The following is a 17,598-nucleotide window of genomic DNA, read 5'->3' as shown; positions in this document are numbered from 1 at the left end:
GGCGTGCTACTCGACCAGCATTTCGCCGAGCGGGGCCGCTACCCGCGCCTGATGCACGCCACGCTGGCCCAGCCCGAGCTGCTGGGCGTGGGCCTGAGCGAAGAAACCGGCCTGCTCATTCAGCCCGGGCAGCCCGCAAAGGTGTTTGGTGAAGAAGCCGTCGTCGTCGTCGATGCCAGCGAGGTAAGCCACAACAACCTGCCCGGCCTGGCCGACGGGGCCGTCATCAGCGGCCACGGCCTGCGCCTGCACCTGCTGGTAGCCGGCCAGCAGCTGGAGCTGGCCACGCGGGCGGTTTTCAATGGGTGAATGAGCAAATGGCTAAATGGGTGAATGCATAATTCAGCAACCAGTTAGAGCCATTCAGCCATTCACTTATTCTGCCATTCACCCATTGCCACAGCCCGGGCACCAAAGCGCACTACATTTGCGTTGATGGCCCGAAAATATTCTGTGCGTTTCATGCCAACCTCTCGTCTTTGGTCGCGGCGCGTGCCGGGGCCGCTGCTGGTGCTGCTCACGCTGCTGCCGTGGGCCTGCACCCGCAAAACCGTTTCCTTCAACAGCACGCCCGAGGCGTCGATGGTAGTGGCCGCCGACACGCTCACGCGCACCACCGACACGCTCGGCGGCAAGCCCTCGCTGAGCACGGCCCGCAAGGCGGTGCTCACCAAGGAACAGGAGCGACTGGCCAAGGAAACCGAAAAGGACGCCCAGCGCAAGTCGAAAAAGCCCAAGAAAAAAGTGTTTCTGGGCGAGAAGATAAAGCGGGCCTACGTGAAGACCGGGCCGAAGGGACGCAACCAGAAAATTGCGATTTTCTACTACTTGAAGTACCCGCGGCCCGTGAGCGACTACGCGCCGGCGCATTACTTCTACGATACCAAGAAGCACAGGATTCTGCCGCTGGCGGCCACCGAGGAGTTCGACCCGAACCTGAAAATTCTGCACGGTCCCTACAAGCTGCTGCAGGACAACAAGGTGATTGAAACCGGCTACTACGCCCTCGGTACCAAGCACCTGCGCTGGGAGAAATTTGATAAAAACGGCGTGCTGCTGAGCAAAACGCACTACGAAATGGGCTTCCCGCGCGACGCCAACGTAAGCTACTACGGCGAAGACCGCAAGCTCATCAACGAAGTGGTGCCCTACGTGAACGGCAAGCTCGAAGGCGACTACGCCAAGTTTCTGGTGAACGGCCAGCCCGACTGGCGCGGCCAGTTCGAGAATGGCAAGCGCGTGGGCGTCTGGACCAAATACTGGGGCTTTCGGGCCCGCCGTCGCTACGAGTACCAGTACGGCGAATCGGGCTACGACCCCGAGGTGACTGAGCCCGAGCTCATCCGCCAGTACAACCGCAATGCGGTGCTGGTGTACGACAAGGAGAAAAACTACGACCACCGCAACGACCCCGAGGCCGAAGACCGGCCCGGGGCCACCCGCCGCCCCGGCTACACGCCGCGCCCCGTGTACAAAGCCCCGGGCAAAGTGCAGCCCAAGAAAAAGTAGCGCGGCCGCTTAATAGAAAGCGTCTTCGAAATGCTCGATGCGGAAACCCGAGCTGAGCAGCGTGAGGGCCAGAATATCGAAGCGAATGTCGCCGCGCCAGTCCAGCTCCTCCTGCAGGTGTGTGGCGGCAAGCCGGAATAACTCCTTCTTCCGCGCCGACACGAAGGTTTCGGGCTCGCCGAACTGGCCCGAGGAGCGGGTTTTGACCTCGGCAAACACCAATAAATCAGCTCCTAGCTGCAGCACCAGGTCTACTTCGGCGCGGCCGTGGCGATAGCCGCGCGCCAGTACCCGGTAGCCTTGGGCCAGCAGGTAGTCGGCGGCGGCGTCTTCGCCGGCCTGGCCGAGCTGGTGCGGAGCGTGTGCCATCGGAGAGCAGGGGAGAGGTGCGCGGAAATGACTGGCAAAGGCTGCAAGCTAGGCCGATGCGCGCGCTTCGGCAAGCTTCGGCCAATGCTTGCGGCCGGTCGTACCTTTGCGGTCTGTATTTGCTTTTGCCGCTTATGGTTACTTCTGCTTCTTCTGTTTCGGCTCCGCTGCCGGCGGCCGGCCCGGCGGCCAACCGCGCCGTGCAGGTGCACCGGCTGGGCCTGGTCGAGTACGTGCCCACCTGGCAGCTGCAGGAGGCGCTCATGGACGCCACGCTGGCCATCAAAACCCAGAACCGCCTCGGCGAGGCTACCGGCGTCGCTCCGCTGCCTACGCCCAACCACCTGCTGCTCTGCGAGCACCCGCACACCTACACGCTGGGCAAGAGCGGCAAGCCCGAGCACCTGCTGCTCAACGACGAAGCCCTGGCCGCGCACGAGGCCAGCTTCCACCGCATCAACCGCGGCGGCGACATCACCTACCACGGCCCCGGCCAGCTGGTGGGCTATCCCATCCTCGACCTCGACAACTTCCGGCCCGACATCCACTGGTACCTGCGCACGCTGGAGGAAGCCGTTATCCGCACGCTGGCCGAGTATGGCCTGAACGCCGGCCGCATCGCCGGCCTCACCGGCGTGTGGCTCGATTGGGAAGACGGCGCGCCCAACCCGCGCAAAATCTGCGCCCTCGGCGTGAAGTGCAGTCGCTGGGTTACGCTGCACGGCTTCGCCCTCAACGTCGCGCCCGATTTGTCGTACTTCGGCCATATCGTGCCCTGCGGTATCACCGACAAGGCCGTGACCTCGCTGGCCCGCGAGCTGGGGCCCGCCGCCACCGTCACCGTATCTGAAGTTCAGGAGCGCCTGCTGCCGCACCTGCTGGAGCTGCTGGGTGGTACCGAAGCTGCTCCGGGCGCCCTACCCATCGTACCCAGCCCGCAGCCCGAATAGCGGCCCGCGGTATCCTGAGAATTCCGTTTAGTTCGTATACAGCTATAATGAAGCAAGATATTTCGTTCGACCCCATCGAAGGCGTTTCGGTTGCCGTAGTGCTGGCCGCCGATGAAGCCGTGAACGCCGAAGGCCAGCCCATCTGGCAGGTGTATCTGCTGAATGAGAATGACTATTCGCTCGAAAACGTCATCATTAACGCCAACGGCTACGGCCAGCAGCCTGATGGAGAGAAGGTCCGGACTTCCACGCTGCGGTACCTGTTTCAGGAAATTCCGCCGCACACCGCCGTGCCGGTCGAGCCCATCGACCCCTCGCTGTTCTACCTCAATAATCAGTATTGGGTGAGCTACTACCGCGGCGCGCAGGTTTTCGATAAGAAATTCATCTTCGTGCCCGATTCCATCGTGCCCGACAACTTCTCCCACATTCCCCTGCTCGACCGCGTGGGCGTGCTACACAGCTAAATTTTTTCGGTGTTGTCCCGCCCTTGGGCGCAACCCATATGCTATCCTCTATGAATCATCTCGATATTCCCATGGCGCTGTCCTGGATGTGGGCCCTGCTGGTATCGTTGTTTGCCGTGCCGTCCATCATCTACATCGCGCACCTCAAAAACATGCTCGATACGCCCAACGGGCGCACCGTGCACCAGTCGCTCACGCCGCGCCTAGGCGGGGTGGCCGTGTTCGCGGGCTTCATGTCGGCCCTCACCATCTTCGCGCCCCTGCAAAACGGAGTAAAAGAGCTGCTGGCCGGCTGCATCATCCTGTTCTTCGTGGGCTTGAAGGACGACCTTGTAGGCATGTCAGTCTCGAAGAAATTCGTGGGCCAGCTTCTCGCCACGGGCATTGTGATGATAATGGCCGACGTGCGCCTCACCAGCTTCCAGGGCATCTTGGGCATCGGCACGCTGCCGGTGGGCATCAGCTACGCCTTCACCTTCTTCGTGATTGTGGGCATCACCAACGCCATCAACCTCATCGATGGCCTCGATGGCTTGGCCGGCACCATCGTGCTCATCATCTGCAGCACCTTTGGCTACTACTTCTACGCCTACGGCGGTGCCAGCTTCGGCAACTACGCCTACGTGGCCATCTGCCTCATCGGCGGCCTGCTGGGCTTTCTGCGCTACAACTTCCACCGCGCGCCCATCTTCATGGGCGACACCGGCTCGCTTGTCTGCGGCTTCATCGTGTCGGTGCTAGCCATTCAGTTCATCGAGATGGGCCTGCGCGTGGGCCAGCCCTTCGCCTCGTCGGCTCCGTCGGTGGCCGTCGGCATCCTGTTTGTGCCCTTGTTCGATACCCTGCGCGTATTCTCGCTGCGCATGGCCGCCGGCAAGTCGCCCTTCTCGCCCGACAAAAACCACATTCACCACCGCATTCTGGCCATGGGCTTCCAGCAAATCAGCACCGTGCTGCTGCTGGCGCTGCTCAATATCATCGTCACGCTCTTCGTGATTCGCTTCGCTTATCTGGGCAATACCGTTCTCATTGGCGCATTAGCAGGCTTCTCCGTGCTGCTCAGCATCTTCTTCGGCGTGTACCAGAGCCGCCTCACGCGCCGCCAGCTGCAAGCCGCCCAGGCCGCCGGCCAATAACGCTTCGCCTCATGCCTGCCGCCCGCCTCTTGCGCCTGCCTGTGCTGCGCCTGCTTGGCTGGCTAACTGTGTGCTTGGCCCTGTGGCTAGGCCAGGAAGCTCAGGCTACAGAATACCGGCAGCTGCCGCCCGCCTCACCTGCCGCCCTTTCGGCCGATTGGATGATTCATGATGCCGGGCGCAACCGGCTCATTTTTTACCTGCCCGGCTATCATCAGCCCGCCCACGCCTATTACCAATGGGTTCGCGTGAGCCGGAGCCAGGCGTTTCCAATCTCGTTCGCAGCCCAACCCGGGCTCAGCTTGTTTCTCGACAACCAGCTGGTTTTTACAGCTCGGGCGGCTACCACGTATTCGCTCGACTTAGCCCGGCTGTTGCCGGCCAAGCTACCGCCTGGCCGGCACCTGCTGGCCGTGTGGCAGCCCGACGGTTCGCCCGCGTTGGCATCGTTTTCGGGCGTGGCCACGCACGCTGGTACTGCGTCCGGCCTGCTCAGGGCTGCCAACTCGGCAATGCCCCGCGTGCCCGCCCCACAAGGCCAGAACGTATATCTGGTGTTTTTGCTGCTACTAGGGCTGTCCTACGGGGCCATTCGTGTCACCTACCAGCCCGGCCTGGCCCGCATTTTCCAAATTGAAGAGCTGTTCGGGGTCAGCGGCGACCAGTCGGCGTTTCTCGTCAAGCCAGCTTTTTCGCTTCTGAATTTGCTGCTGGTCCTCTTGTTCGCGCTGTCCTTCGGCTTGCTGCTCACGGCCATTCACACCGATTTGCAAAACCTGCCGTTGCTACGACAGTTTTTCAACGTGCCCGAATCGGCTATTGTCGGCCGTGTTATGCTCTACACGGCCATTATCACGGCCTTCGTGTTCGGCAAATACCTGTTTCTCTCGCTCATGGCCTATATTTTCGGGCTGCAGGCGTTAGTCGACGTGCAGTACCGCGAATTCCTACGAACTACTTTGCTGGTTGGGCTCGTTCTGCCCCTGGTATTGCTGTTCTACCTGAGTCTCAATGGGGCTTTCCCGCATACGGTGGCGTGGGTAGCCAGCATTGCCATTGGTCTTGTGCTGGTTGGCACCGTATTGCGGGTAGCGCGCACCCTGCATCGGCAGGCCTCGCTGCTGAATTTGCATTTGTTTGCCTACCTTTGTGCTACCGAAGTACTGCCCTTATTGGTCATACTTAAACTTATTGTCTTTGCATACTGATTGATTTCGGCCCTTCTTTCGCCGAGCCATTTTTTCAGCCCCTTATTTGTTCTAAGCGTTACCCCCTTTCTTTCCCGTATGGCCGAGAGTGCAGATAAGCCGGGCACGGGTCGGCACGCCAAGCGCATTACCAGCATCTTGGTTACCCAGCCTAAACCCGCTAACGACGTTTCCCCCTATTTCTCCATTGCCGAGAAGTACGGTATCAAAGTAGATTTCCGGGAGTTCATTGACGTGCAACCCGTGTCCTATAAGGACTTTCGTAAGGATAAAATCAATATCCTCGATTACACGGCCGTCATTTTCACCAGCCGCAACGCTGTCGACCACTTCTTCCGCATTTGCCAGGAGGCTAAGCTGGAGATGCCGGCCGAGATGAAATACTTCTGTATTTCAGAGCAGACTGCTAACTACTTGCAGAAGTACATCGTGCTGCGCAAGCGCAAGCTCTTCGTGGGCGAGCGCACCGCCGCCGATTTGTTCGACGTCATCAAGAAGCATAAAGGCGAGAAATTCCTTTATCCCTGCTCCGACATTCGCAAAGATGACCTGCCCGTATTCATGCGGGCCAATAATCTCAAATTCAGCGAAGCCGTCATCTATCGCACCGTCGCCAGCGACCTGTCCGACCTGTCCGATGTGAAATACGACTGTCTGGCTTTTTTCAGCCCGTCGGGTATCAGCTCTTTGTTCATCAACTTCCCCGATTTCGTGCAGGAGGGCACGCGCATCGCGGCATTTGGCCCCACTACTGCCAAAGCCGTCCGCGATGCCGGCCTGATTCTCGATATCGAGGCGCCGCATCCCAATGCCCCGTCTATGACCGGGGCCATCGAGGCATACATTCGTCGGCACGCCCAATCCGAGCCCGAAAAGGAGACTCCTAAAAATACCAAACCCAGTGCCTAGCGGCGCCCGGCAATAGAAAATTTGCCAAAAAAAAACCGGCCCAGGCATTCCTGGGCCGGTTTTTTTTTGGCAAATTTTTTAGAGAGAGTTTTTGAGTTACATTTGGAAGCTATTCTTCATAACCGGCCCACCCCCCGCTCCGGTTGCTTTCTCCTTCTTCTAACCCTCTGCACCTCAAATTCATGAAAGGAACTTTACTTGTCACGCTGTTGCTCTCTGCAACGGCTGGTTCGGCGTTGGCCCAGCAACAGCCGCAGTTCACCCAGTACAGCCTCAACGGCATGTCTCTTAACCCCGCCTACGCCGGCATTAAAGGGTATGGTGAGATTAACGTGCTTGGACGTTACCAGTACTACAACTATGGCACCTTTGGCGGTGGCAATGGCTCACCGCGCACCGGTCTGGTCACGGCCTCCCTGCCCATTCTTGCTATAGGCGGCGGTGTTGGCGTAAGCGTGTACTACGACCAGGTTGGGCAATCAAAAATGGCCAATGCGGCGCTTTCGTACTCGCAGCACATCAAGCTCGGCGAAGGCAAGCTCGGTATTGGCATTCAGGGCATCTACACGTACCTCGGCAAGGGCACGTACATCGCCATCGACCCCGATGACGTTAACGTACCTAAAGACGCTTCCGACAGCAAGTTCGACGCCGGCGCCGGGGTGTGGTATGAGGCACCCAAATTCTACGCGGGCCTCAGTGTTAACAATTTGTTCCGTGCTGGCTACACCTTCAAAAGCAGTGGCAACCAGGGGACGCCAAGTAAGTACCTGGCCGAAAACCACGCATACTTCACCGCCGGGTACAATATCGACGCATCTTCGTCCGTTGTAGTCACGCCTTCGGTATTGGTGAAGGCCGTGTTACCGGGTTCTTATTCTGATAAAGGGAAATTTGATAATAGCAATAATTATTCCTTCGAAGGCGGCGTGCGCGCTACCCTCGACGACAAATATTGGATAGGTGCCAACTATCGGCATCAAGAATCCGTTTCGGGCTTGTTAGGCGTGAGTTTCGCCAAAGACAACGCATTACGGCTCGGCGGTGCCTTCGACATCATCACCGTTAACCAAGCCGCCCGGGCTTTCAGCTCGTACGAAATTATGCTCTCCTACCGGCTGCCTAAGGCCAGCTTGTTCACGCACCCGGCCATTCGCACGCCACGCTATAGCTTCTAATTTTACTATTTTTTTATTCTAGCCCAAAACTGGCATTGTCCAATTGGGTTAGGATAAAATTTAGTCTGGCTTACAAGCAACAATTCGGATTAACCGAGTTATTCGCGCTGTTCGGCGTGTTTTTAGTAAAATTGGTTGGTTTTGGGAATGATTGGCTATTGCACAGTGTCCTAAAAAAGTGTAGATTTGCCAGCCCATCTAAATGTACTTTAGCGGTATCGGCAATTAAAACAGAATCTCTAACTCTCATGAACAAGCTTTTAGCAGTATCCCTTTTTGCTATCTCCGGTGCATTATTAGGTGGGTGCGGATTTGGGAAAGGCCCTCAGGGTGACCTGATTGGGGCTGAAGACCGTCCCATCTTTAATCCGCAGGAAGTGCCGTACGGCATGGTACCCTGCCCAGGTGGTACTTTTCACATGGGCCAAACCGACCAGGATATTTCTGCGTCGATGGTGAACATGAACAAGCAGGTGACTATCGCCGGCTTCTACATGGACGAAACCGAGATTACCAACAACGAATACCGTCAGTTTGTCGATGCCATCAAGCAGGACTCGCTGGACGTGCTGGGCGAAGAGTACGTAATGACCGAGCTCTACCCCGACACCACCGTATGGGTGCGCGACTTCACCTACCACATGGGTGACCCGTTGCTGGAGTACTACTACACCCACCCCGCTTTCGACGATTACCCGGTAGTGGGTGTAGACTGGTTTGCCGCCAAGTACTTCTGCAACTGGCGCACCAAGTTCCGCAACGCTGCCCGCGAAGAAACCGGCTATGCCAGCGACCCGAACTTCCGTCTGCCCTCTGAGGCTGAGTGGGAGTACGCCGCCCGCGGTGGCCGCGACCTCGCTACCTACCCCTGGGGTGGCCCGTACCTGCGCAACAGCAAAGGCTGCATGCTGGCCAACTTCAAGCCAGGCCGTGGCGACTATGCTTCCGATGGCTTTGCTTACACCTCGGAAGTAGGTTCGTTCTTCCCCAACGATTTCGGCCTGTATGACATGGCCGGCAACGTGTCGGAGTGGTGCGATGACGCCTACATGGAGGCTTCGGTACCGGTGGTGTGGGACTTGAACCCCACGAACCCCGACGACAACGAGCCCCGCAAAGTGGTACGTGGCGGTTCGTGGAAAGACATTGCTTACTTCCTCGAAACCGGTACCCGCAACTTTGAATACCAGGATTCGGCCCGCTCTTACATTGGTTTCCGCTGCTCGATGATTCAAATCGGCATGGGCACCAACAGCTCCCTCAACTAGCACCCAACAAACACTCTCCCCCTCACACCTTACTTTCAACCCCTTCTCAACCGAAAAAACATTATGGCAGCTAAACATAGCTTTCTCTACGATACGCTGATGCCCAAAATCTACGGCATCGGTGCAGCAGTTGTAATTGTTGGTGCTCTCTTCAAAATCGAACACTGGAACGGTGCCGACACCATGCTCATCGTGGGCCTGGGTACCGAAGCCGTTATCTTCTTCCTCAGCGCCTTCCAGCCTGCGCACAAAGAGCACGACTGGTCGCTGGTTTACCCTGAGCTGAGCGAAGGCTACGACCCCTCGACCGGCAACCCCAGCTTCTCGAACGACAACAACGGCAAAGGCCTGACGATGAAGCTCGACGACATGCTGAAAAACGCCAACGTTACCCCCGAAGCCATTTCGAGCCTCGGCCAGGGCCTGAACCGTCTGAGCACCACCACTTCGCAGCTGTCGCAGCTGGGCGATGCCGCCAACGTAACCGACGAATACACCAAGAAGGTGCGTACGGCTGCCGACTCGCTCGAGAAAATCAACGTGGCCTACGGCAACACGGTTGATGCTATCTCGGCCATGTCGAACGCTACTTCGGACGCCAAAGAGTACCACATGCAGGTGCAGAACGTGACCAAAAACCTGGGCGCGCTGAACGCAGTGTACGAAATGGAGCTGCAGGATGCCAACACGCACCTGAAGTCGATGAACCAGTTCTACGGTACCCTCAGCAAAGCCATGGACAACATGACCCAGGCTGGCAAAGACACCGAGCAATTCCAGAAGCAGGTTTCGGACCTCACGGGCAATCTGACCTCGCTGAACCGCGTGTACGGCAACATGCTGAACGCTATGCGTGCTCCCGCGCAGTAAGCGCGCGTGGCAACGTAGTTAGTTCATCGTCCACTTATTAGCGGAAACAAACAATGGCAGGTGCAAATGAAACCCCGCGGCAGAAGATGATTGGCATGATGTACCTCGTGCTGACCGCTCTTCTGGCGCTCCAGGTAAACTCAGCAATTTTGCTGAAATTTAAATTCATCGATGACAGCCTGTTGGGTGTCAACGACAAGACTTCGGTTGGTGCCGATGGTACGGTAAAAGGTATCCAGGCTGCCGTTCAGAAGAACAACAACCAGCCGCGCGACTTGGCCGTGCTGAAGCAAAGCGAAGAAATTCGTGCCAAGACGAAGGAGCTGGTATCTTATCTGCGCGACATTCGCCAGAAGCTACTCGTCGCCACCGAGAACAAAGGTCCGGAAATGACCAACCTCAGCGGCGAAGATAAAGTGGCTATCACGATGCTGGGTGGCAAGCGCAACGGCTTGGCTTACACCGGCCTGAAGCCGAAGCTGAACGAGTACTCGGAGTATATTAAGCAGTTTGTGCCCAGTGCTCAGCCGCTGGCTATCGACGCGAAGAACGACCCGCGCGTGACGGAGAAAGCTCAGAAGTCGAAAAACTTCGAAGAGCTCAACTTCGAGAACACGCCGGTAGTAGCTGCCCTGGCCACCATCTCGCAGAAAGAAACCGAAGTGCTGAAGTACGAAGCTGATGCACTGTCGGCTCTGGCGCAGAAAGTAGGTGCTAAAACCATCGTATTCGACAAGATTGGCGCTTTCGCCTCGGCTGAGTCGAACACGGTAGCTGCCGGCACTAAGTACAAAGCGGAACTGTTCCTGACGGCTTCGGCCTCGACCATCAGCCCCCGCATGACGCTGAACGGCTCGCCTTTGTCGGTGGGTCCGGATGGCCACGGCAAAGTGGAGTTCACGGCTCGCCCTGGTGGGTTTGATGCTTCGGGCAATGCCAAGGCTTCGTGGACGGGTACGATTCGCTTCAACCAGAACGGCCGCGATACCACCTTCACCGTGAAGGTGCCTTATACCATCACCAAGCCGGTGATGCAGATTCAGTCGGCTTCGGTGCAGGCCCTTTACTTCAAGTGCGGCAACAAGCTGAACGTATCGGTGCCGGCCCTCGGTGCTCAGTACAAGCCCAGCTTCTCGGCTTCGGGTGCTTCGGCTATCCAAGGCGCGAAAGTGGGCGATGTAACGCTGATTCCGAACTCGAAAGAAGTAACCCTGAATGTTAGCAGCGGCGGTAACGCCATCGGCTCGCAGACGTTCCAGGTGCGCCCCATCCCCAAGCCTTCGATTGAGGCTTACGCTGGCGGCCGCCCCGTGAACGACAAGCAGGGTACTCCTGGCACTGCCATCCGTTCGTTCAGCCTACGCGCTATTCCGGATGCTGGCTTCGCCACCTTCCTGCCCGATGATGCCAAGTTCCGCGTGTCGCGCTACGAGGTAACGCTGGTGCGTGGCAAGCGCCCCGCCATCGGCACCAAAACCATCAGCGGCCCGACGGCTGACCTGAGCGATGTGGTGAATGCCTACCGCGAAGGTGACCGTCTGTACGTGGAAGTGAAAGACGTGCAGCGTCAGAACTTCCAGGGCAACGTGGAGGCCGTGAACATGAGCCGTACTTTCAACATTCCGCTGCTATAATATCTGTGGCCTGGCCACGTTAGCGAACTATCCGACAGTTAATTTGCTTTTGCCCGTTATGAAATCTTTGCACACGTTGGCGGCCATTGCCGCAGGCTTCTCGCTCTCGCTCACGGCTTCGGCCCAGGAGCAGGCCACTACGGCCAGCAGCACTGGCTCGCACCGTCCTATTCCGCTATCCGACCAGATGTTCCGCAAGAGCATCTGGCGCCAGGTCGACCTGCGCGAGAAGCAGAATAAGCCGATGTTCTCGGAAGGCAAGGAAATCAGCCGCGTGATTCTGGACGCGGTGAAGCGTGGTGAGCTGCAGGCTTACAAGAACGATTCGCTGACCTCGACTTACACGGCCGCCGAAGTGCAGGGCAACAGCTCGTACGTGGACGCCGTGGACAAGCTGAGCGCCGACGAAATCGCGGCTGGCTTTAAACCGGAATCGGGTTCGGATGATGGCTGGGGTGCTCCGGCGCCCAAAAAGGCGGCTACCAAGAAAGTGCCTAAGACGGACCCCGTTACCGGTAAGGTGATGAAGGACAAAAAAGGTAAGGTCATTATGGTGAACGCGCCGGCAGCTGCTACGGTAGCTGCGGCACCGAAGCCGGTGGGCAACGAGTACCGCCCGAAGGACTTGTATGAGATGGAAATTAAGGAGGATATGATTTTCGACAAGAAACGGTCGCGGATGTATCACGACATTAAATCCATTACGCTGCTAGTGCCTTCGACGCTGGCCTCGAACACCTCGGGTATTGAGAAGCCGATTGGCACGTTCAAGTACAGCGACCTCGTGAAGGTGTTCCGCGCTAACCCGCAAAATGCCATCTGGTTCAACGCCGAAAACGACGCGCAGCACAAGAACTTGGCTGATGCTTTCGAGCTGTGGCTGTTCAACTCGTATATCACCAAGGTGTCGAACGCTGGCGACAGCCGTCTGGACGACATCTACGGTGGCGCGCAGCAGGGCATCCTAGCCGCTCAGCAGACTTCGGCTGACCTGATTGAGTACGAGTACAATCTCTGGTCTTTCTAGACCGCAAATTTTGATGGATTGAACGACTTGTTTGTGGTTCAATTCGCTAAAAGCAAAAGCCCCTCGCAGTGATGCGAGGGGCTTTTGCTTTTAGCGCTTATGGCTGAGCAGTGGGGAGCTGGCGGGGGGGCATGGGGTGAGCGGGAGCTTCGTTCTCAGCGAAGTAGGCCTGCAGAATGCGGGCTTTGGCCTTGCCTACTTCGGCGATGAGCTCGGTTTCGGTGAGCTCGCGAATCTTCTTGACGGACTTAAACTTGTTGAGGAGCTTGTCGGCGGTAACGGGACCGAGGCCTTTGACGTCAGTGAGCTCGGTTTTGAGCGTGCCAGCGTCGCGGCGCGAGCGGTGGAAGGTGATGCCGAAGCGGTGCACTTCGTCGCGCATGCGCTGGAATAGACGCAGCGACTCACTGCGCTTGTCGATGTAGATGGGGAGCGGGTCGTTGGGAACGTAGATTTCTTCGAGGCGCTTGGCAATGCCGATAACGGGAATCTGGCCCCAGAGATTAAGGTCTTTCAGGGCTTTGACGGCCATGCTGAGCTGGCCCTTGCCGCCGTCGACAATGACGAGCTGTGGAAGGCTGGCGCCCTCATCGACCAAGCGGCGGTAGCGGCGGGTGACGACTTCGTACATGCTGTCGAAGTCGTTGGGGCCGACGACGGTTTTGATGTGGTAGTGGCGGTAGTCTTTCTTGCTGGGCTTGGCGTTGCGAAAGCAGACCATGGCGGCCACCGGGTTGTCGCCCTGGAAGTTGGAGTTGTCGAAGCATTCGATATGCTTGGGGAGTTCGGTGAGGCGCAGGTCTTTTTTGATGGTTTCCATGATGCGCACCTCGTTCACGTCCTTGCTCTTCTCGTTCATGCTCTCCTTTTCCTTGCGGGCGTAGAGCACGTTTTTGATAGCCAGTTCGAGCAGCTTGCGCTTGTCGCCGATTTGCGGCACGGTGAGCGTGGTGCCGGGCAGCGGCAGGTCGACGGGGACGTTGGTAAGGATTTCCTTCGACTCGCTCTCAAACTCCTGGCGGAGCTGCATGATGAGCGGGGCGAGAATCTCGGCGTCGTCCTCGTCCAGCTTTTTGGTGACTTCGAGCGACTGCGTGAGAATGATGCTGCCGTTCATCACCTTGAGGTAGGTAATAAAGCCCGACTTTTCGTTGCTGGCGATGGCAAACACGTCGATGTTGGTGAGGGCGGCGTTGACGATGGTGCTCTTGGCCTGGAAGGCTTCCAGCTTATCCAGCTTCATCTTGAAAGCGTGGGCCAGCTCATACTGCATATCCTGAGCGGCAGCCGTCATGCGCTCGCGGAAATACTGCTTGGGAATGCGCAAGTCGCCGTTGAGGATATTGCGGATTTGCTGGATGTAACCGTTGTAGGTGGTTTCATCTTCGCGAGCGATGCAGGGGGCGTTGCAATTGCCGATTTGCAGCTCGAGGCAAGGCTTGAACTTACCGGCCTCCACGTTGGCCACGCTCAGGTTGTAGTTGCAGGTGCGCAGGGGGTATAGGGCGCGGATGAGTTCGAGCAGCACATTGAGGGCGGTGCCGTTAGCATAGGGGCCGTAGTAGCGCGAGCCGTCGTTAATCTTGTTGCGGGTGGGGATGAGGCGCGGGAACCGCTCGTTGGTGAGGCAGATATAGGGGTAGGTTTTGCCGTCCTTGAGCAGGATGTTGTACTTGGGCTGGTGTTGCTTGATGAGGTTGTTTTCGAGCAGAAAGGCGTCGGATTCGCTATCCACAATGGTAAACTCCAGGCGCTTGATGTTGCGGACGAGCTGCTGGGTTTTCTTGTTGTGGTCCTGCTTGGTGAAGTAGCTGCTCACGCGCTTGCGCAGGTCGATGGCCTTGCCCACGTAGATGATGCCCTCATCGTCGAAATACTTGTACACGCCGGGCTTGTGGGGCAGGGCGTTGATTTGGGCTTGCAGTTCGGGTTTGGCGGCCATGAGCGCAGATTTGGACAGACAACGGAAGTAGAGCGCCCGGCACAGAAAAGCCGGGAATTCAGCGTACGGAAATAACAAAAAATGACCGGCAAAAGTCGCCGGTCATTTTCGAAAAAAGGCAAATCGAACAGCTTGCAGCGCGGCTTAAATGTCCTTGTCGTCGAGGTCGCCGGCGTCGGGTACCTGCATTTTCTGGTCGGCGGGAATGGTGTCGCGGGTGCCGCCGTAGTATTTCGAGCAGTCGATTTCGATGCTGAGCGGGGCAGCCGGCTTGGGGAAGGGGTCGGTGTTGATGCCGATGCTCTTGTCCTTGTACACCTTCTGCATGAAGAGGCCGTAGAGCGGCAGCGCCTCGCGGGCGCCCTGGCCGTAGGTGCCAGTGCGAAAGTGGATGCTGCGGTCTTCGCCGCCCACCCACATGCCGCACACCAAGTCGGGGGTAATGCCCATGAACCAGGCGTCGGAGTAGTTGCTGGTAGTGCCGGTTTTGGCCCCGATTTCGAACGGAAACTTGAAGCCGGTGTGCAGGATAGTGCTGGTGCCGCCGGGTTCGGTGGTGCTGGCCTGCAGCATGTAGGTCATCAGGTAGGCTACTTCTTCGCTGAGGACTTCGCGGGTCTGGGGCACGAATTCGCGCAGCACGTTGCCATTCTTGTCCTCGATGCGGGTAACCATGATGGGCTCGGTATGAATACCCTTGTTCACGAAGGTGGAATACACGCCGCACAGCTCGTAGATGCTGCAGTCGGAGGTACCAAAGCCCATCGAAGGCACCGCATCGACGGGCGAGGTGATGCCGAGGCGCTTGGCGTAGGTAGCAATGGTTTCGGGGCCAAGCTTCATCACCAGCCAGGCGGTGATGGAGTTCATGGAGCGGGCCAGGGCCTGGCGCAGCGTGAAGGTGCGGCCCGAGAAGCCGCCCTCGAAGTTGTGCGGCGTGTAGGGGGCGCGGCCGGCCACGGCAGGGAAGGTGGTGGCCACGTCGGGGCGTGGGAAGCAGGGCGAGTAGCCCTGGTCGATAGCCGCGGTGTACACAATGGGCTTGAACGTGGAGCCGGGCTGGCGCTTGCCCTGCTTCACGTGGTCGAACTTGAAAAACTTGTAGTTGGGGCCGCCCACCCATGCTTTCACCTGGCCGTTCAGCGGGTTCATGGCCATGAACCCGGCCTGCAGGTAGCGCTTGTAGTACTCCAGCGAGTCGTAGGGCGACATGAGCAACTCCTTCTCGCCCTGCCAGGTGAACACCGGCATTTTATACTTCTTGTGCAGGTAGTAGTTCACCGAGTCGCGGTTGCCGTCGTACTGCGCCATCAGCGACTTGTAGCGCTGGGTGCGTCGCATGGCGTTCACCAGGAAGTTGGGAATGACCTTGCCGTTCTCGTCGCGCCAGGGCAACTGGCCTTTCCAGTGGGCCGAAAACCACTTCTGCTGCAGCGTCATGTGCTCGGCCAGCGACTTCTCAGCGTACTGCTGCATGCGCGAGTCGATGGTGGTGTAGATTTTCAGGCCGTCGGCGTACAGGTCGTGGTCGGTTTCCTTGGCCCAGCTGATGAGCGACTTCACCACCTCGGCCCGGAAGTAGGGCGCCAAGCCCTTGCTAGGGTTCTCCACGGAGTAGTGCAGCACAATGGCCTTGGCCGTGTCCTGGGCCAGCTCGGTGGGGGTGATGAAGTTGGATTTGGCCATCTGGCGCAGCACCCAGTTGCGGCGCTTGCGCGAGCGGTCGGGGTGCACCACGGGGCTGAAGCGGCCGGGCGCGTTCACGATGCCCACCAGCGTGGCGGCCTCGGGCGTGGTCAGCTCTTTGGGCTTCTTGTTGAAGAACGTTTTGGCCGCCGTGTTGATGCCGAACGAGTTAGAACCAAATTCCACGGTGTTCAGGTACATGCGGATGATTTCGCGCTTCGTATAGTTGCGCTCCAGCCGGATGGCCAGAATCCATTCCTTCGTCTTGGTGATGAGCAAACCAAGCTTGCCACTGCCGTTGAGGGTGCCGTCGTTGAGGTCGGCACGGGTACGGAACAGCACTTTGGCTACCTGCTGCGTGAGCGTGGAGCCGCCGCCGTTGTGCGAGAAGGTGAGCACGCCCGTCACGGCCCGCAGCACGCTCTTGGCATCGATGCCCGAGTGCTGCTCGAAGCGCACGTCTTCGGTGGCAATGAGGGCATCGGTGAGGTTGCGGGGCAGGTCCTTAAACTCAACGGGCGTGCGGTTTTCGCGGAAGTACTTGCCCAGCAGCACGCCATCGGCCGAATAAATTTCTGACGCCAGCTCGGAGCGCGGGTTCTCCAGGCTTTTCAGGTTGGGCATGCGCCCGAACAGGTTCAGGAAGTTGCCGCTCACGGCCAACACAAACAGCCCCAGCCCCAGCACGCCCGCGCCGAATAGCACCCACATGGTGCGCACAAACGCCGTGAAACGGCCGGGCCGGGCCGATTTCAGAGGAAGCTGCGGCTTGGAACGACGAACAGGAGGAGGACTGGGCATAGCGGGCAAATACGGTATTAGGCAGCAAAAATAAAGCCCCCGGCCGCGCCGGAGGCTTTAAGCAAGAATCAGAACGACAAACGGCTATTTGTAGGCACGCTGGTAGAAGCTCAAATACCCCGCCAAATCGCCGCTTTCCTGCAGCAGCGTCAGGTTCTCGGGCGTAATTACAAGCGTTTGGTAGCCCGCGCCGCGCAGCTTGGCCAGCGGCGACTGCGGCCCGCGCAGCTTGGTGGCGTAGCTCTGGGCCACTTTGGCACCCGGCAACGGTAGCACGCGCACCATTTCCTTGTCAGGGCCCAAGGTAAATGCTTCCACAGTCAGGTTGCTGGTTTTGAAGAAGCGGTTGTTGTACGCTGTCAGCTGAACCACTAGGCCATTGGCGGCCGGGGAGTCCTTCGGGAACACCAGCACTACCGCGTGCGGGCCATTCAGCTGCGTGGTGTAAGCAGTAGCCGGGGCCGAAGATGCCGTGCTGGCCCCCACTGTGGGGGCTGCTGTTGTACTGGCGCCCGGCACAGGGGGCGTTGCAGTCGGGCTAGCCCCAGCAGCGGCTTTCGCGGCGGCAGCTTTGGCAGCAGCCTCATCGGCCAGCTGCTTGCGGGTCGGGCGGCCCTTACGCACTGGGGCGGCCGGCGCGGTAG

The 17,598-nt window shown here is 58.5% G+C and carries 14 protein-coding genes and 2 pseudogenes; 12 read left to right on the top strand and 4 right to left on the bottom strand.

Features of this window, described 5'->3' with window-relative positions:
* Both ACYVDE_RS03135 and ACYVDE_RS03130 read left to right on the top strand, forming a co-directional pair.
* Nucleotides 1-309, top strand: a pseudogene (locus tag ACYVDE_RS03135) (hypothetical protein); the annotation flags it as partial.
* Nucleotides 310-462: 153 nt separating this feature from the next.
* Entirely contained in the window at nt 463-1,509 is a 1,047-nt protein-coding gene (locus tag ACYVDE_RS03130; RefSeq protein ID WP_460500025.1) for a toxin-antitoxin system YwqK family antitoxin, read from the top strand.
* A 9-nt stretch (nt 1,510-1,518) separates the two neighbouring features.
* On the opposite strand, the gene ACYVDE_RS03125 is transcribed toward ACYVDE_RS03130, so the two are convergent.
* Nucleotides 1,519-1,878, bottom strand: a complete 360-nt coding sequence (locus tag ACYVDE_RS03125; RefSeq protein WP_460500024.1) for a YraN family protein — start codon at nt 1,876-1,878, stop codon at nt 1,519-1,521.
* A 134-nt stretch (nt 1,879-2,012) separates the two neighbouring features.
* On the opposite strand from ACYVDE_RS03125, the gene lipB reads away from it, so the two are divergent.
* The 10 genes from lipB to porN all read left to right on the top strand — a co-directional run bounded on the left by lipB (nt 2,013) and on the right by porN (nt 12,525).
* A complete protein-coding gene (gene lipB / locus ACYVDE_RS03120; protein ID WP_460500023.1) occupies nt 2,013-2,828 on the top strand; it encodes a lipoyl(octanoyl) transferase LipB in 816 nt (271 codons plus the stop codon).
* A gap of 47 nt (nt 2,829-2,875) precedes the next feature.
* Nucleotides 2,876-3,295, top strand: a complete 420-nt coding sequence (locus ACYVDE_RS03115) for a hypothetical protein (protein ID WP_460500022.1) — start codon at nt 2,876-2,878, stop codon at nt 3,293-3,295.
* Between the two features lie 71 nt (nt 3,296-3,366).
* Nucleotides 3,367-4,431, top strand: coding sequence for an MraY family glycosyltransferase (locus ACYVDE_RS03110; protein WP_460500021.1), 1,065 nt, complete (start codon nt 3,367-3,369; stop codon nt 4,429-4,431).
* Nucleotides 4,432-4,442: 11 nt separating this feature from the next.
* The gene (locus ACYVDE_RS03105; protein WP_460500020.1) at nt 4,443-5,639 is read left to right on the top strand and encodes a DUF4271 domain-containing protein; all 1,197 of its coding nucleotides are present in this window, start codon (nt 4,443-4,445) and stop codon (nt 5,637-5,639) included.
* 78 nt (nt 5,640-5,717) lie between these two features.
* Nucleotides 5,718-6,548 carry a uroporphyrinogen-III synthase gene (locus ACYVDE_RS03100; RefSeq protein WP_460500019.1) on the top strand — a complete coding sequence of 277 codons (831 nt, stop codon included), beginning with the start codon at nt 5,718-5,720 and terminating at the stop codon, nt 6,546-6,548.
* 182 nt (nt 6,549-6,730) lie between these two features.
* Complete coding sequence (locus tag ACYVDE_RS03095) at nt 6,731-7,726, top strand: PorP/SprF family type IX secretion system membrane protein (RefSeq protein WP_460500018.1); 996 nt, start codon at nt 6,731-6,733, stop codon at nt 7,724-7,726.
* Nucleotides 7,727-7,974: 248 nt separating this feature from the next.
* A complete protein-coding gene (gene porK, locus ACYVDE_RS03090; protein WP_460500017.1) occupies nt 7,975-8,994 on the top strand; it encodes a T9SS ring complex lipoprotein PorK/GldK in 1,020 nt (339 codons plus the stop codon).
* A 63-nt stretch (nt 8,995-9,057) separates the two neighbouring features.
* Nucleotides 9,058-9,864: a type IX secretion system motor protein PorL/GldL gene (gene porL / locus ACYVDE_RS03085; RefSeq protein ID WP_460500016.1), complete on the top strand. Its 807-nt coding sequence runs from the start codon at nt 9,058-9,060 to the stop codon at nt 9,862-9,864.
* Between the two features lie 53 nt (nt 9,865-9,917).
* Nucleotides 9,918-11,498: a type IX secretion system motor protein PorM/GldM gene (gene porM / locus ACYVDE_RS03080; RefSeq protein WP_460500015.1), complete on the top strand. Its 1,581-nt coding sequence runs from the start codon at nt 9,918-9,920 to the stop codon at nt 11,496-11,498.
* 58 nt (nt 11,499-11,556) lie between these two features.
* Nucleotides 11,557-12,525, top strand: coding sequence for a type IX secretion system ring subunit PorN/GldN (porN, locus tag ACYVDE_RS03075; protein WP_460500014.1), 969 nt, complete (start codon nt 11,557-11,559; stop codon nt 12,523-12,525).
* Between the two features lie 97 nt (nt 12,526-12,622).
* On the opposite strand, the gene uvrC is transcribed toward porN, so the two are convergent.
* The 3 genes and pseudogenes from uvrC to ACYVDE_RS03060 all read right to left on the bottom strand — a co-directional run.
* Entirely contained in the window at nt 12,623-14,467 is a 1,845-nt protein-coding gene (uvrC, locus tag ACYVDE_RS03070) for an excinuclease ABC subunit UvrC (RefSeq protein ID WP_460500013.1), read from the bottom strand.
* A 144-nt stretch (nt 14,468-14,611) separates the two neighbouring features.
* The gene (locus ACYVDE_RS03065) at nt 14,612-16,954 is read right to left on the bottom strand and encodes a penicillin-binding protein 1A (RefSeq protein ID WP_460500012.1); all 2,343 of its coding nucleotides are present in this window, start codon (nt 16,952-16,954) and stop codon (nt 14,612-14,614) included.
* Nucleotides 16,955-17,038: 84 nt separating this feature from the next.
* A pseudogene (locus tag ACYVDE_RS03060) lies at nt 17,039-17,598 on the bottom strand (hypothetical protein); the annotation flags it as partial.

The organism is Hymenobacter agri (genome assembly GCF_054778495.1).
Note: the sequence above shows the minus strand (reverse complement) of the source record. Positions and strands in the feature narration are given on the sequence as shown.

Bases quoted from the DNA above. Each gene is read 5' to 3' on its own strand.
- ACYVDE_RS03130 (WP_460500025.1), top strand. From the start codon at position 463: ATGCCAACCTCTCGTCTTTGGTCGCGGCGCGTGCCGGGGCCGCTGCTG.
- ACYVDE_RS03125 (WP_460500024.1), bottom strand. From the start codon at position 1,878: ATGGCACACGCTCCGCACCAGCTCGGCCAGGCCGGCGAAGACGCCGCC.
- uvrC (WP_460500013.1), bottom strand. From the start codon at position 14,467: ATGGCCGCCAAACCCGAACTGCAAGCCCAAATCAACGCCCTGCCCCAC.
- ACYVDE_RS03100 (WP_460500019.1), top strand. From the start codon at position 5,718: ATGGCCGAGAGTGCAGATAAGCCGGGCACGGGTCGGCACGCCAAGCGC.
- porN (WP_460500014.1), top strand. From the start codon at position 11,557: ATGAAATCTTTGCACACGTTGGCGGCCATTGCCGCAGGCTTCTCGCTC.
- ACYVDE_RS03065 (WP_460500012.1), bottom strand. From the start codon at position 16,954: ATGCCCAGTCCTCCTCCTGTTCGTCGTTCCAAGCCGCAGCTTCCTCTG.
- ACYVDE_RS03105 (WP_460500020.1), top strand. From the start codon at position 4,443: ATGCCTGCCGCCCGCCTCTTGCGCCTGCCTGTGCTGCGCCTGCTTGGC.
- lipB (WP_460500023.1), top strand. From the start codon at position 2,013: ATGGTTACTTCTGCTTCTTCTGTTTCGGCTCCGCTGCCGGCGGCCGGC.
- ACYVDE_RS03115 (WP_460500022.1), top strand. From the start codon at position 2,876: ATGAAGCAAGATATTTCGTTCGACCCCATCGAAGGCGTTTCGGTTGCC.
- porL (WP_460500016.1), top strand. From the start codon at position 9,058: ATGGCAGCTAAACATAGCTTTCTCTACGATACGCTGATGCCCAAAATC.
- ACYVDE_RS03095 (WP_460500018.1), top strand. From the start codon at position 6,731: ATGAAAGGAACTTTACTTGTCACGCTGTTGCTCTCTGCAACGGCTGGT.
- porM (WP_460500015.1), top strand. From the start codon at position 9,918: ATGGCAGGTGCAAATGAAACCCCGCGGCAGAAGATGATTGGCATGATG.
- ACYVDE_RS03110 (WP_460500021.1), top strand. From the start codon at position 3,367: ATGGCGCTGTCCTGGATGTGGGCCCTGCTGGTATCGTTGTTTGCCGTG.
- porK (WP_460500017.1), top strand. From the start codon at position 7,975: ATGAACAAGCTTTTAGCAGTATCCCTTTTTGCTATCTCCGGTGCATTA.